This window comes from Candidatus Clostridium radicumherbarum (assembly GCF_045310525.1).
GTDB lineage: Bacteria > Bacillota > Clostridia > Clostridiales > Clostridiaceae > Clostridium_AT > Clostridium_AT radicumherbarum.
The window spans coordinates 78,385-91,261 of sequence record NZ_JBJHZY010000003.1 but is presented as its reverse complement, the minus strand read 5'-3'; the positions used below and the strand labels follow the sequence as shown (position 1 = coordinate 91,261).

The following is a 12,877-nucleotide window of genomic DNA, read 5'->3' as shown; positions in this document are numbered from 1 at the left end:
TTTTTCATTCCCATCCAAGAAGCTGTTTCTCTAACTTATCAAAATCATAGGTACGTTGTTCAAAGTTGTTAAATGTACCTTTATTACCATAACTCTTATATTCAGACCTCTCTTTAATCTGTTTTATTCTACTCTCTTTTGCCTTTCTATTTATGGTTACCCATTTGGACAGATAAAGATTAACTTGTTCTATAGTTTTAAGACCTTTTTCACTCCAATCGTTGACTATCGTTACTATATAATCTAAATTCTTAGCATTTTTCATAGCTGCAATAATAATAGCTTTATTTAGTATATCTTTACCTACTGACTTTTGAATGTTTGCAAGAATTTCTAACTCCTTATCACTTACTTTCTTGGAAATGCAATCTCTATAGTTCATAATAGTATCATCATCAACTTCAACCATTAGGGTGGTTTCTTCTTCATTAAAATCTAACCTATCCTTACCTAACCTAACCTGTGTATCCAAGTTGTACTCATCTTGTATACAAATTTGATATGAGCCATTTTCATCCAGTTTGAGAGTACTCATTTCATTATGATATTGGGTTTTCCGATAACGATCCTTTTGAATATTGTTATGTACTTTCCAATCTTTAATTACACATACCCCACTTTCAAATGGAATTATAAATTTTTTTAATATTAGAATTTTCATATCATCATCACTACAATTAATTAGTCTCATAATTTTTTTCGGATTTGAAACAAAGCCATCATCATCAGCCCTCATTGCCAAGTGAAAATATAGAAGTTGGGTGCTAATTGGCATATCAAGAAATAAATCAGTATCTACTATTCTTAAACTAAACATTCTACGCTGCGCCATAAGCTTTCTCCCTTCTTACTCAACATTTACTCTCATATATGAATATCCTTCTAAATAGCTATTGACTGCAGTTTCGCTGATTATATACCTTTTTCCTACTTTCACAGCTTTTAGTTTACCTAGTGCTATAGCTCTATACAGACTTGTCCTAGTTATCCCCTTAGGCTCTAATATTTTTGCTAGCTCTTCAATATTGTAAATAACGGCTATCGCCATATCATCACCCTCCTAATCTAAAAACAATTCTTTTACTGAAACATTAAGGGCTTTAGCTATTTTACCAATTGTGTATTCCCTTGTATTACATTGAGTTCTAAATAGCTTTATAAGTGTTATCTTTCCTACATTGGCCTTTTTAGATAAATCAGAAATAGATAGCCCTTGTTCTATTCTTAACCAGTTTATTTTATCAGCATTAGCCTTTAACAAAATTTTCACCTCCTTAAAGGTATATTTTAGTATACCTTCCCATTATAATAGTATAATTAGATATACTTGTCAACTATTATTTTCCTTTTTGTATATCTTTTTATACTTTTTATGATATTATAATATTTAAGGAGATGAATTTATGGATAATACAATAGGTAATAAAATAAAAATATTGAGAAAAAGCAAAAAGTTAACTCAAAAGCAATTAGCAGAAATTGCGGGAATTTCTGAAATATCGATAAAAAAATATGAGAGAAATATAATTACACCAAAATATTCCACATTGGAAAAAATAGCAAATGCTCTTAATGTTTCGATAATTGAATTTCTCGAATTAGAAGCTCAGATTGAAGCAGAATTTGAAGAGCGATATAATATCTCCGAAAAAACTGATACTGATTTGGAAATCCAGACAATGCTAAGCACTACAGATAAAAAATTAGCAATCTCCTCAATGTTAACAAATTTTAGCTCTATCAAATCATTAATGCCCATTGATATATTAGATGAGGATTTAGATTTATTATCTGAAGCTATTGTAAGTAATATAATTTCTACAATAACAATATTTAAAAATATAAATTCAGGTTTATTAAGAGAAACATCAAAGCTTCATCAAGAAAATACTGAATTAAAAAAAGTTAATATAAACTTAAATGATCAAATTTTTTCACTAAAAAATGATGTAAAATTAAATACCATTTATGAGCCATTTACCAGTTTAGAAGAACAGAAAAATTTTGAAGAGTCACTAAAAGATGATATTGAAAAAGGTTATTTTGATAAGAAAAATAATTAAAATTACTAACTTTAACATTATTCTTGAATTAATTATGTATGAAAATGAAATATAAAATATAAAAACTTTACTATTGCAAGTAGGTGTATATATGTCCGTAACAATTAGAGATTATTATTCCAAGAGACTTAAAAAGAAGACTTTCGGTTATGAAGTCGAGGTTATAACTCAACATGAGAGGGTTAGAGAAGCAAAGAGGGGATTTCTAACAAAAACCGAAGCCCGTGAAGAAGGCCAAAGAAGAGAACTTGAAATCAAGAAAAAATCACAACAAGGATATGACCTATCGGATATCGTCAATAAAGATAAGAATAAAATCACTGTTAAAGAATTACTAGATTTATGGCTTACGACAAAGAAGGCTAATGTATCATATAAAACCTATAAATTCTATGAATTTTGTTGTGAAATGATAATAACCGATATAGGTAAAATAAAAGCTCGAGCTTTAAAAACCGAAAATATTGAATTAGCAATAAATAGGCATCTAGAGAATGGGCTAAGCTCTACAACTGCTGGTCATTATTATACAGTGCTTAAAATTGCGTATAATTGGGCTGTAGACAGAGGCTATGTTATAAAGAATCCTTGTGATAAAATGAAAAAGCCTAAAAGCTCGAAAAGTAAGTTACAAGTATATGGTCAAGACCAATTAGATAAGCTATTAGATGCTATTAAAGATATGACTATATACATACCCGTTATACTGGCAGCTACTACCGGTATGAGGCTAGGAGAGATATGTGGTCTTAGGTGGTCAAATGTTGACCTAGAGAATGGCTTTATTCAATTAAAAGAGCAACTCCAGGAAGAGTATAATAAATTAGAACTTGTTCCACTAAAAACTGCTAGCAGTAAAAGAAAAATTATTTTATTAGAAGATACTTTAGATGCACTAAAATCCTTAGAAGAAAATCAGAAAGAGAATAAGAATTACTTTAGAGATAATTATAATAAAATGGATTATGTAGTATGTCAGAATAATGGTGATCCATATAAGCCGACATATATAAGTAGGAACTACAGAAGAGTATTAAAAGAATATAAACATACGGTTACTATTGGTGAAGAAATTAAGCAATTAAGCCTATATGAGATTTTAGATATTCCATTAATAAGATTTCACGACTTGAGGCATACCCACGCAACATTGATGCTAAAAGCAAATATACACCCAAAAATAGCAGCAGATAGACTAGGACATAGTGATACTAGGTTAATAATGAGTACATATTCTCATATACTTCCTGATATGCAGCAGCAAGCAGTAGACGCATTGAACAATATGATTAAGAATAAACGAAATAATGAGAAAGCTCCTGTTGAATAAGGAGCTTTTTCCTATGTAAAGAAGATATTTATTTATTTTTGGGGCTCGATAAATGCTGCAACCCCTCATATATCAACATTCTATATAATTTTATGAATGTAAGATTTTAACTAAAACCTTACATTCATTTGATATTTAAATAGCATTTCATAACCAAGGATATTTTAATTTTTTTGGTTTTAATATTTTTAAAAAAGTTACTATTGGAAATTAATACTTCTTAAGAAACACTATCTTGGCAATCTGCCAATAAATATCCTGTTTGATCTCCCATCAATATTAATCTTGAAAAAATTTCCCTTCTCTCGGTATTGCTCTTATTTGTAAAATCAACTTTGTTATACCAATCTATTAGCTCTGCTTTATTACTCTCATCTATTCCCTCACTGTTAAACACAAAGTATCCTGTTAGATAAGTTATATAATCAATTCTATCCGGTTCTTTTAAATTATTATCTTCTATAAACTCTAACGCCATATCCAATGCATCTAGAGTCATTTTAAAACATTTAGTGAGCTCTTCAGGATCTAAATTACATAGCTGATTTTCCTTAGTATCAGATGGAATTGGTGTATATCCATCAGTATGCCTTCTACCTGTTATAACCTCATAAGCAGAGTTTAATGTTGCTACCGGATAAGAAACACCTGTCTTTTGAGGAACAAAAAAATCATATCCTAAGTCTTTCAAACGTTCCTTAAATTTACTTGTGTATTGAACGTAAATATCAATACCATGAGCCTTTAATTTTGAAAAGCGCATTTGTAAAATACTTACGCGACTTCCTGCGTTATTAAGTACTTCAAACCATTCGATTTGTTCGTCTTCATTTAAATCTTCTGCTTGATTAATAGTATAATTATAGTTTTTCATTTTACTTCTTATTTGAACTAATAATGACATTACCTCAGGATCTTTTAGAACAGAAGACTTATTAATATACTTAAACAAAACATTATCCTCTTTGTTAAGCAATACCCCCACAGGAATTTGATGTTTTTTAATGGCATCCTCCGCCTGGGTAAACTGACCCTTAGCAAGATCTAGCACTACATTTCTAAAATCATCATGATGAATGTAGGCCTTATAGTTTGTTGTTAACCTCTGCTGGCCATCAGCCACAGAAAATTGACCTCTAACGATATTATTAATAAGTTCTCTCTCAACAAATGATACCTGAGGTACACAATCATCGGTATTGTTTATAACATTGATTGAGATTGGTGAGACTGGCGCCTTACCTAGTAATTGATAGTTAAATAAATCTATGGATTTTTGTACAGTCCAACTAATATCACGCTGATACAACGGAAGTGAAAATTCTTGCACATCGATCTTTTCATTCATTTCAGAGACTGTCATCTGAAATGTTTTCTTTGTTGGATTGAAACTTGAGGCAGAAATCAGTTTTTTGTTAATCTTCATACATATCAACCTTTCTTATTGATTTTTACAGCTGCGCTTTAAAGCTGCGTCTATCTTTATTTAAAAATATACTACTTTATGGCATTTTTGTCAAGCGCTGCGCTTATATTTTTGTTTTTGCATTTTTCGACACTAGCCGCTTAAATGCTTTTTTTAGATTTTACTTATCACCGAATATATAATTTCAATATAAATAACCTAACGATTTAAACCCCAATTTGATATTGTTATACTTTAAATTTAAAAATGAAATGAGTGTGTACTAATTGGTAATTATCTAATAAAAATAAACCTTCTTAATGCAATTTATTTTTTAGATATATAATTACATTTCATTTTGCATCTCATTCCCCGTCATATTTTCACGTCAAAATAAAAAAATCAAGAGTTTAATTTCTATAACCCTTGATTTTACTGGAGCTCCTGAAGGGAATCGAACCCACGACCTACTGATTACGAATCAGTTGCTCTACCGACTGAGCTACAGGAGCATATATAAATTTTACTACAATTAACCTTTCGAATCAAGATTAGCAGATAATCCTATTACTTGTACTGCCAATCCCATAAAGTAATGCACACACCTTATTTACTGTTTGTAAAATTTTTATTTCATAAAATTTTATAAAGATCTCTAAATTCCTTCAATAATCATATTTTATTTTTAATTAGGTTGATTATACTAAATTAAATATTTTAATTATTAAGTTTTATGAGTTTTCTTTTATTATCTTCATTTTTTAGACTTTGACTTTCTTTGACCTTTGTTGTATTATATAAGCATAGAAATTAAATAAATTAATTGGAGGTATTTGATTATGTTTGAAATGATTCCTTTCAGAAGACATATGTTAAATAGAGGTGATGATGATTTTGGACAACTTTTCAAAAACTTCTTTAATAATGATTTTACTCAAGAATTAAGTAACATTTATGGAAGTTTTAAAGTTGATCTAAAAGAGACAGAAGATAATTATCTAGTGGAAGCAGATCTTCCTGGTATGGATAAAGAAGCTATTAACATTGACTATGAAAACAACTATTTAACTGTTAGCGCAAAAAGAGATGACACAATAGAGGACAAGAAGGAAAACTATGTAAGACGTGAAAGACATTATGGAGAGTTTAAGCGAAGCTTTTACATTGATAATGTAGATGAGGATAAAATAGAAGCTTCCTTTAAGGATGGTGTTTTAAAAATCACTCTTCCAAAGCTAACAAGAGGTAATGACATAAAGAAAAAAATAGATATTCATTAATTTAGATGTGCAGTCTTTAAAGGGCTGCACATCTTTTGTTTTATCTATTAGTGAACAACATCCAATATTCCAAACTTACTGTATTGCCCAATCCATGCCAGCTTTACTGTGCCAGTAGGACCGTTTCTCTGCTTTGATATAATACATTCGGCTACATTTTTGTCTTCTGTTTCCTTATTGTAGTATTCATCTCTATACAAAAACATAACTACGTCAGCATCCTGCTCTATAGAACCTGATTCTCTTAGGTCTGATAGCATCGGTCTATGGTCGGCTCTTTGCTCTGGTGCTCTAGAAAGCTGTGAAAGAGCTATTACAGGGCACTGCATTTCTTTTGCTAAAGCCTTAATAGATCTTGAAATTTCAGACACCTCTTGCTGCCTGCTTTCAGAATTGCTACCGGACATAAGCTGCAAATAGTCAATAAGAATCATATCTATTCCATGCTCTATTTTCAGCCTTCTACATTTTGATCTCATTTCCATTACAGATACACCTGCGGAATCATCTATATATATCTTAGCTGCCGCAAGGGGTCCAGAGGCTCTGGCTATGTTTTCCCAGTCTCTGTCATCTAAATCACCAGTTCTAAGTTTAAGCATATCCACATTGGCCTCAGCACAAAGAAGCTTATAGGCGAGCTGTTCTTTAGACATTTCCAAGGAGAAAATAGCTATACTCTTACCACCTCTTAAGGCTGCATTTTGAGCTAAATTAAGCGCAAAGGTAGTTTTACCCATAGAAGGTCTTGCTGCAACAAGTACCATATCCCCCTTTTGAAAACCAGAGGTTTTAGCATCCAGGTCTGGGAAACCAGAAGAAATACCAGTGATTTCACCCTTATTACTAAACAGCCTTTCAATTTCCAAAAAGCCTTTTTCAAGTACTGTACTCATTGCTTCAAAGTCTGAATTACCTCTTTTTTCTGCAATATTAAATACCTTTTGCTCAGCTGAATCAAGTACAGCAGGTACATCATCCTGCTTACTGTAGCTGTCCTCTATAATTTCAGAGGATGCTTTAATAAGCTTTCTAAGCATAGACTTTTCAGCAACAATCTTTATATAGGAACTAAAATTTACTGTAGATACAACAGAATCACAAATCTCACTTATATATGTAATTCCACCGGCAGCCTCCAATTTTTGCATAGAGGATAGCGCCTCTGTCAGTGTTACCATATCTACTGGTGTATCCTTTTTATAAAGCTCCAGTACAGTATTAAATAAAATCTTATGCGAATCTCTATAAAAATCCTCAGCCTTTAAAACTTCCACAGCCTGAGCTATGGAAGTTTTATTTAATAGCATGGAACCAATAACATTTTGTTCAGCATCTATATTGTGAGGAAGACTTCTAAGAGGAGTCTCCATAATGCTTTCCCCCTTGTATTTCTTTTACTAAAAAACTATATCCATTAATTCTTCTATGGTTTCTACTGCCTTAACTTCTATGTCCTGAAGTCCTGAAGGAACTTCTTTTAAGTTATTCATTGGAACAATAACAAGTTTTATGCCCTTTCTTCTGGCTCCATAGACCTTTTCAAAAATCCCGCCTACTGGTTTCACTTTTCCTCTTAAAGATATTTCACCAGTTATAGCTATGTCTTGTCTCACTGGTTTATTTAAAATAGCGCTTATTATACAAATTGTAATAGCTGCTCCAGCAGATGGACCATCTATATTTCCACCACCTATGATATTAACATGAATATCATAGTCCTTTATGTCCTTATTTGTTAATCTTCTTATTACAGATGCTGCATTAAATACAGAATCCTTTGCCATACTGCCGGCGGTTTCATTAAAACGTACTTGACCTGTTCCTTTATCCTTAGCTTCAAATATTGCTGCTTCAATTTCAATTGTGGAACCTATGAATCCGCTGACGCCTAGCCCATAAACATGTCCTATTTCCTTGTCCTTATCTACGCTGACTTCCTCATATGGAACAAGTCTGCATGCAGAAATTGTTTCTTTAACATCTTCAAGTGTTATTTTTACCTTTTCATCTTTTTTAAAGCTCTTACTGTTATATAGCACATAACCATAGACATCAGAAAGCAGATTAACAGCCTTTCTGCCTTCAATAGTAAATCTGCTGATAAATTCTGAAACTCCACTTTCAAGCTCCATATTAAGCTTAACAGCGGCATTTTCAACTATTTCTTCAATATCCTTTGCAGATAATGGCTCAAAATATACCTCTGTACATCTTGAACGAAGTGCTGGATTTATCTCATGAGGCTCTCTTGTAGTTGCCCCAATTAAAACAAAGTCAGCAGGTGCTCCATTATCAAACAAGTATTTAATATATTTTGGAGTATTTTCATCCTCTGGATCATAATAGGAGGAGGAAAATTCTACTCTCTTATCTTCTAACACCTTTAATAGCTTGTTTTGCAGAATGTCATCAAGTTCACCAATTTCATCAATAAATAAAACTCCGCCATGAGCTTCTGTAACAAGTCCTGGTTTTGGCTCTGGTATTCCAACCTCAGCTAAATCTCTTTTGCTTCCCATATAAATAGGATCATGTACTGAGCCTAATAGGGGATTTGTTATTTCTCTAGGATCCCATCTTAGAGTAGTTCCATCTACTTCTACAAATTTTGCTTCCTTTTTAAAAGGAGTATATTTAAGCTTTTTAGCCTCTTCTAGGGCAAGTCTTGCTGCTGTTGTCTTCCCCACTCCCGGAGGTCCATATAGGATAATGTGCTGAGGGTAGGGTGAAGCTATTTTTGATAAAAGTGCCTTAATAGCTCTTTCTTGACCAACAATTTCACTAAAACTTACAGGTCTAAGCATAGTTTGAATATTTCTTGTTAATTTTTTAGAATCTAACACTTCAAGATCAGAATATTTTTTAAGAGTCTTTGCATTTTCTGGCCCCTTTTGCTTTCTAAGTATGCCAAGTCTAACTTCTTCAACATACTTATCCTGTCTTTCCATAAGGGCAGCTTCAACTTCTTTTTCAATTTCATTCTGTACATATTTTTTTGCTACTGCATCAGCTATCCACTTATTTGTGTCTTCTAACGCCTCATGTATGTTTTTTACATTAGGTATGATATCTATTCCTTTACCATCACTTGCAATTTTATTTAATGCATAGACCCTTTTATATATGTCTCCGCTATGAATGTGCTTTTGAAGCTTATATTTAACTATTCTTGCCTTCATGGCACCTTCATCTAAAACATTTTTTATAACCTCAAAGAGCACCTCAAGTTGAGATTCTATGGTTATATCTTGGGCCTTAATTTCTTCGAAATTTGTTTCAAATTTAAACTCTGACTTCAATATTTTTCCTCCTGTATTAGCATTTAAGGAGAAACAATGCTATTATTGTTCTACAATTACAACCTTTATTTTTGTAGAAACCTCTGGATAAAGCTTAACTTCAACTTCATAAGTTCCAAGCTGCCGTATAGCATCTACAACTAACTTCTTCTTATCGATGTTCAATTTATACTGTGCATTTAAAGCATCAGCTACATCCTTGTTAGTTATAGACCCAAATAATCTGCCGTTTTCTCCGCACTTTGCTGATATTTTAACTTCCTTACCTTTTAGCTCATCAGCTTGCTTTTGAGCTTCTTCAATTTCTGCCAGCTTTTTTCTTCTTTCAGTTTCTTTTTTTTGATTTAAAACACTTAAATTAACTTCAGTAGCTTCCTCTGCAAGTTTTCTTGGAAATAAGTAGTTTCTTGCATATCCATCTGAAGCATTTATTACTTCACTTTTTTTACCTACACCTTTAATATCGGCTAATAAAATAACTTTCATTACTTTTCACACTCCTCTAAGTATTTGTCAATTGCTTTTTTAACACTATCTACAGCTTCCTCTAAGGTTATATCGGACAATTTAGCGCCTGCCATGGAAATATGTCCCCCACCCCCTAGAGTTTCTAAGATTATCTGTACATTGACATCACCCAGGGATCTACCGCTAATAAATATCTCGTTCTCTATTTTAACAAGAACGAATGAGGCTTGAATACCTGTAATATTTAGCAGTTCATCCGCTGCTTGTGCAGCAAGTACAGTATCTTCAATTTCTGGTGGGCAAATGGCTATTGCCGTACCATCTTTTACTTCTGCAGACTTAATTATTTCTGCCTTTTTAACATAAGTATCCAAATCTTCCGCAAACATTTTTTTTATGTCTATTGTATCTGCACCAAGTCTCCTTAAAAAACCTGCGGCTTCAAAGGTCCTTACACCTGTTTTAAAATAAAAATTCTTTGTATCTACACAAATGCCAGCAAGCAGCGCCTCTGCTTCTATAGGCTTTATCTTAGGATTCTCAATCATATATTGAAGCATTTCGGTAACAAGCTCCGAAGTGGAGGAAGCATAGGTTTCTATATAACTAAGCAGTGCCCCCTCAATTGCATCTGTAAGCCTTCTATGATGATCGATTATAACTATCTTTTTAAATTCTTTAACAAGTTCATAATCCTGGACATAGCCCCTATTATGAACATCCACAATAATTAAAAGGCTATCTTCTTTTAAATTTTGTCTGCAGGTTTCTGAATTTATGAAGGTATTTTCATAGGCTGGATCCTCCATAATTTTATCAACAATTGATCTAGAAGCAGAGCTCTTATTATCTAACAAAATAGAGCAGGGCTTATTTAAAAGTTTCACAGCACTATTAATACCTATAGCTGCACCTAAACAATCTGTATCAGGATTCTTATGTCCCATGATAAACACATTGCTGCTGCCATTTATTAAGTCCACAAGAGCATGAGCTATAACCCTGGCTCTTACTTTAGTTCTTTTTTCTACTTCCTTAGTTTTTCCACCATAAAAAGATAGTTTATCATTACCTTTTACAACTACCTGATCACCGCCTCTTCCAAGTGCAAGTTCTTTTGCAGACAATGCAAAGGTGTAATTGTCCATGAGTGTGCTGCCATTTCTTCCAACACCTACACTTAGTGTCACTGCTAGTTGGTTAGTCTGATTTATTTCCCTGACAATATCTAGTATATCAAATTTCTTTTCAATTTCACTTTGTATATACCTATCCTGAGTAACAAGGATGTATTTGTTATTATTATACTTTTTAAATATGGAATTAAGCCCTTGGCTATAATTATTAAGGGTTCTTTCTATCTCTGCTATAAGAAGAGGTCTTTTATCCTCATTTGCGGTCTTTACCACATCATCTAAATTATCTACTTCTATAAGCATAACTGAAGCTTTTTCATCAGCAATACTATTTTTTAAGTTTACATATTCAGTAGTATCATAAAAATATAATATAATTATATTATCTTCATTTCCTTTACTTTCTGAAGTGTTTACAATACTTGCATGAACATGGTAATACCTATTTTTTAAGTTAATATCCTCAAAATATGTTTTTTTCTCATTCAGAACCTGTTTTAAATTGATATTTCTTATAAGTTCACCTATATTTCTTCCTAAAAGGTTTTCCCCTTCCATCATAGTTGCTGCATTTTGATTATACCAAACTATATTACCTTTATCTCCAATTATCATTAGTGGGAATGGAAGTTTAAGAAGGGTGCTTTTAGAGGCAAAGTCAAGCTGAGAAGAAAAATCTTCAATGAACTTCTTCCATTCGTCTTTTCTAAGCCGTGAATGCTTAATATTAAACACAATTAAAAAGCCGTACATCACCAAGGCAGAGATTCCTGCCACAAGATGACCATAAGCAAAGAGAACTATTATAATAAAAGCTATAATAACTAAATACATCTTGTTATTGGTATTAAAATAATTAAATTTATTATCCATGTTTAAACCGCTCTCCCTAAATATTATTTCTTTAGGATTCTGTCTGGATTTATTTTTCTAAAGTCAAAGATCATATCAGCTAAACCTACATATAAAAATATTGTTGCAAATAAAGAGTTTGTAAATGCAGCTATTATTATTATAGCAACTATACCTTTAGTTAATTTATATCTATTTAAAAGAAAGTATGCTACCACAGATATTCCTATAACCATGAAAATATACTGCATCATAATTTGCCCTGAAGTTAAAATAGGTGCACCAATTGGCACTTTTTTAGCTTGCAGATATACACCTAGAGGTATAGGCATTATAATTATTGCGCCAGCTAAGCTATTAATATAAAGCTCAGTAAAGGCTCTGAGTTTCTTTAAATTAAGCCCTAGTCTCTTTAATACTGCCTTAGCAACAATATAATTTATAATTGATGATAAAAAAGCACCTAGAATAAGACTTGCAGCTGCCATATTTATAAACAGCTCAGGTGTAAATAACTTGATAATTGCTTGGAACTGATCCAATTGCTGTTGGGGCATACCCATACCTTTATATATATCTAAGGTCTGTTTTAAAGCATCATTAAACATATTAATAGATGATACTATAAGGGAATATAACGATGTCTTTTCAATAAGGGCTGCAGTAATAACAATATAAAGAACAGTTGATATAATCGTTACAGCTGTAAGTAAAAGTAATGTGATAGTAGAATCCTTATCCTTCCTTATTCCATAGCCTAAAACAAGACCAACTAAACTAAAGGATAATGCTGAAAGCAGCGCCTGCACCGGATTAAAAGCCAATGCTATTATTATTGTACTTACCAAAATAGCTAAAATAGTAACTTTAAGATCATGGCGAACATAAAGTATAGCTACTGGAAGTGGAAGTATCACAGTACCTATAAAGGGTATAAAAGGCATATAGCTTGTAATTAGCATTAATACAATTATTATAGCTGAGATAATTCCTGCTTCAACGATAGACTTTGTTTTATAGATGCTGTTATCCATATAAATT

At 32.1% G+C, this 12,877-nt stretch carries 12 protein-coding genes and 1 tRNA gene; 3 read left to right on the top strand and 10 right to left on the bottom strand.

Translation table 11 applies throughout. The features are described from left to right. Nucleotides 1-4: 4 nt before the first annotated feature. From ACJDUH_RS14235 to ACJDUH_RS14225, 3 genes are read right to left on the bottom strand one after another with little or no spacing between them, the layout of a single operon-like run. Nucleotides 5-832, bottom strand: coding sequence for a DnaD domain protein (locus tag ACJDUH_RS14235; protein ID WP_406765874.1), 828 nt, complete (start codon nt 830-832; stop codon nt 5-7). A 15-nt stretch (nt 833-847) separates the two neighbouring features. Then, nucleotides 848-1,048, bottom strand: a complete 201-nt coding sequence (locus ACJDUH_RS14230; protein ID WP_406765873.1) for a helix-turn-helix domain-containing protein — start codon at nt 1,046-1,048, stop codon at nt 848-850. Between the two features lie 12 nt (nt 1,049-1,060). Then, nucleotides 1,061-1,261 carry a helix-turn-helix domain-containing protein gene (locus ACJDUH_RS14225; protein WP_406765872.1) on the bottom strand — a complete coding sequence of 67 codons (201 nt, stop codon included), beginning with the start codon at nt 1,259-1,261 and terminating at the stop codon, nt 1,061-1,063. Between the two features lie 142 nt (nt 1,262-1,403). Between ACJDUH_RS14225 and ACJDUH_RS14220 the strand changes: the two genes are divergently transcribed. Next, a complete protein-coding gene (locus ACJDUH_RS14220; RefSeq protein WP_406765871.1) occupies nt 1,404-2,063 on the top strand; it encodes a helix-turn-helix domain-containing protein in 660 nt (219 codons plus the stop codon). A 91-nt stretch (nt 2,064-2,154) separates the two neighbouring features. Continuing rightward, a complete protein-coding gene (locus ACJDUH_RS14215) occupies nt 2,155-3,393 on the top strand; it encodes a tyrosine-type recombinase/integrase (protein ID WP_406765870.1) in 1,239 nt (412 codons plus the stop codon). A 220-nt stretch (nt 3,394-3,613) separates the two neighbouring features. Here ACJDUH_RS14215 and ACJDUH_RS14210 read toward each other — a convergent pair whose 3' ends face one another. Both ACJDUH_RS14210 and ACJDUH_RS14205 read right to left on the bottom strand, forming a co-directional pair. Further along, on the bottom strand, nt 3,614-4,819 hold the full coding sequence (locus tag ACJDUH_RS14210) for a DUF262 domain-containing protein (RefSeq protein ID WP_406765869.1): 1,206 nt from the start codon (nt 4,817-4,819) through the stop codon (nt 3,614-3,616). A 415-nt stretch (nt 4,820-5,234) separates the two neighbouring features. Continuing rightward, nucleotides 5,235-5,310, bottom strand: a tRNA-Thr gene (locus tag ACJDUH_RS14205). A 327-nt stretch (nt 5,311-5,637) separates the two neighbouring features. Between ACJDUH_RS14205 and hsp18 the strand changes: the two genes are divergently transcribed. Beyond that, complete coding sequence (hsp18, locus tag ACJDUH_RS14200; protein ID WP_406765868.1) at nt 5,638-6,078, top strand: heat shock protein Hsp18; 441 nt, start codon at nt 5,638-5,640, stop codon at nt 6,076-6,078. Nucleotides 6,079-6,125: 47 nt separating this feature from the next. Here hsp18 and ACJDUH_RS14195 read toward each other — a convergent pair whose 3' ends face one another. The 5 genes from ACJDUH_RS14195 to ACJDUH_RS14175 are packed head-to-tail and all read right to left on the bottom strand — an operon-like array spanning nt 6,126 to nt 12,870. Continuing rightward, a complete protein-coding gene (locus tag ACJDUH_RS14195) occupies nt 6,126-7,451 on the bottom strand; it encodes a replicative DNA helicase (RefSeq protein ID WP_406765867.1) in 1,326 nt (441 codons plus the stop codon). A 27-nt stretch (nt 7,452-7,478) separates the two neighbouring features. After that, nucleotides 7,479-9,380, bottom strand: a complete 1,902-nt coding sequence (lonC, locus tag ACJDUH_RS14190; protein ID WP_406765866.1) for a Lon family ATP-dependent protease — start codon at nt 9,378-9,380, stop codon at nt 7,479-7,481. Nucleotides 9,381-9,422: 42 nt separating this feature from the next. Further along, nucleotides 9,423-9,866, bottom strand: coding sequence for a 50S ribosomal protein L9 (gene rplI / locus ACJDUH_RS14185; RefSeq protein WP_406765865.1), 444 nt, complete (start codon nt 9,864-9,866; stop codon nt 9,423-9,425). Beyond that, nucleotides 9,866-11,857 carry a DHH family phosphoesterase gene (locus ACJDUH_RS14180; RefSeq protein WP_406765864.1) on the bottom strand — a complete coding sequence of 664 codons (1,992 nt, stop codon included), beginning with the start codon at nt 11,855-11,857 and terminating at the stop codon, nt 9,866-9,868. Before ACJDUH_RS14180 ends, rplI begins: the two co-directional genes overlap by 1 nt. Before the next feature lie 23 nt (nt 11,858-11,880). Next, a complete protein-coding gene (locus ACJDUH_RS14175; RefSeq protein ID WP_406765863.1) occupies nt 11,881-12,870 on the bottom strand; it encodes a YybS family protein in 990 nt (329 codons plus the stop codon). Nucleotides 12,871-12,877 lie beyond the last annotated feature (7 nt).

What these genes read in the sequence shown, in the direction of transcription:
- ACJDUH_RS14235 (WP_406765874.1), bottom strand. Translation starts at nt 832, where the DNA reads ATGGCGCAGCGTAGAATGTTTAGTTTAAGAATAGTAGATACTGATTTA.
- ACJDUH_RS14210 (WP_406765869.1), bottom strand. Translation starts at nt 4,819, where the DNA reads ATGAAGATTAACAAAAAACTGATTTCTGCCTCAAGTTTCAATCCAACA.
- ACJDUH_RS14180 (WP_406765864.1), bottom strand. Translation starts at nt 11,857, where the DNA reads ATGGATAATAAATTTAATTATTTTAATACCAATAACAAGATGTATTTA.
- hsp18 (WP_406765868.1), top strand. Translation starts at nt 5,638, where the DNA reads ATGTTTGAAATGATTCCTTTCAGAAGACATATGTTAAATAGAGGTGAT.
- ACJDUH_RS14220 (WP_406765871.1), top strand. Translation starts at nt 1,404, where the DNA reads ATGGATAATACAATAGGTAATAAAATAAAAATATTGAGAAAAAGCAAA.
- rplI (WP_406765865.1), bottom strand. Translation starts at nt 9,866, where the DNA reads ATGAAAGTTATTTTATTAGCCGATATTAAAGGTGTAGGTAAAAAAAGT.
- ACJDUH_RS14175 (WP_406765863.1), bottom strand. Translation starts at nt 12,870, where the DNA reads ATGGATAACAGCATCTATAAAACAAAGTCTATCGTTGAAGCAGGAATT.
- ACJDUH_RS14195 (WP_406765867.1), bottom strand. Translation starts at nt 7,451, where the DNA reads ATGGAGACTCCTCTTAGAAGTCTTCCTCACAATATAGATGCTGAACAA.
- ACJDUH_RS14215 (WP_406765870.1), top strand. Translation starts at nt 2,155, where the DNA reads ATGTCCGTAACAATTAGAGATTATTATTCCAAGAGACTTAAAAAGAAG.
- ACJDUH_RS14230 (WP_406765873.1), bottom strand. Translation starts at nt 1,048, where the DNA reads ATGGCGATAGCCGTTATTTACAATATTGAAGAGCTAGCAAAAATATTA.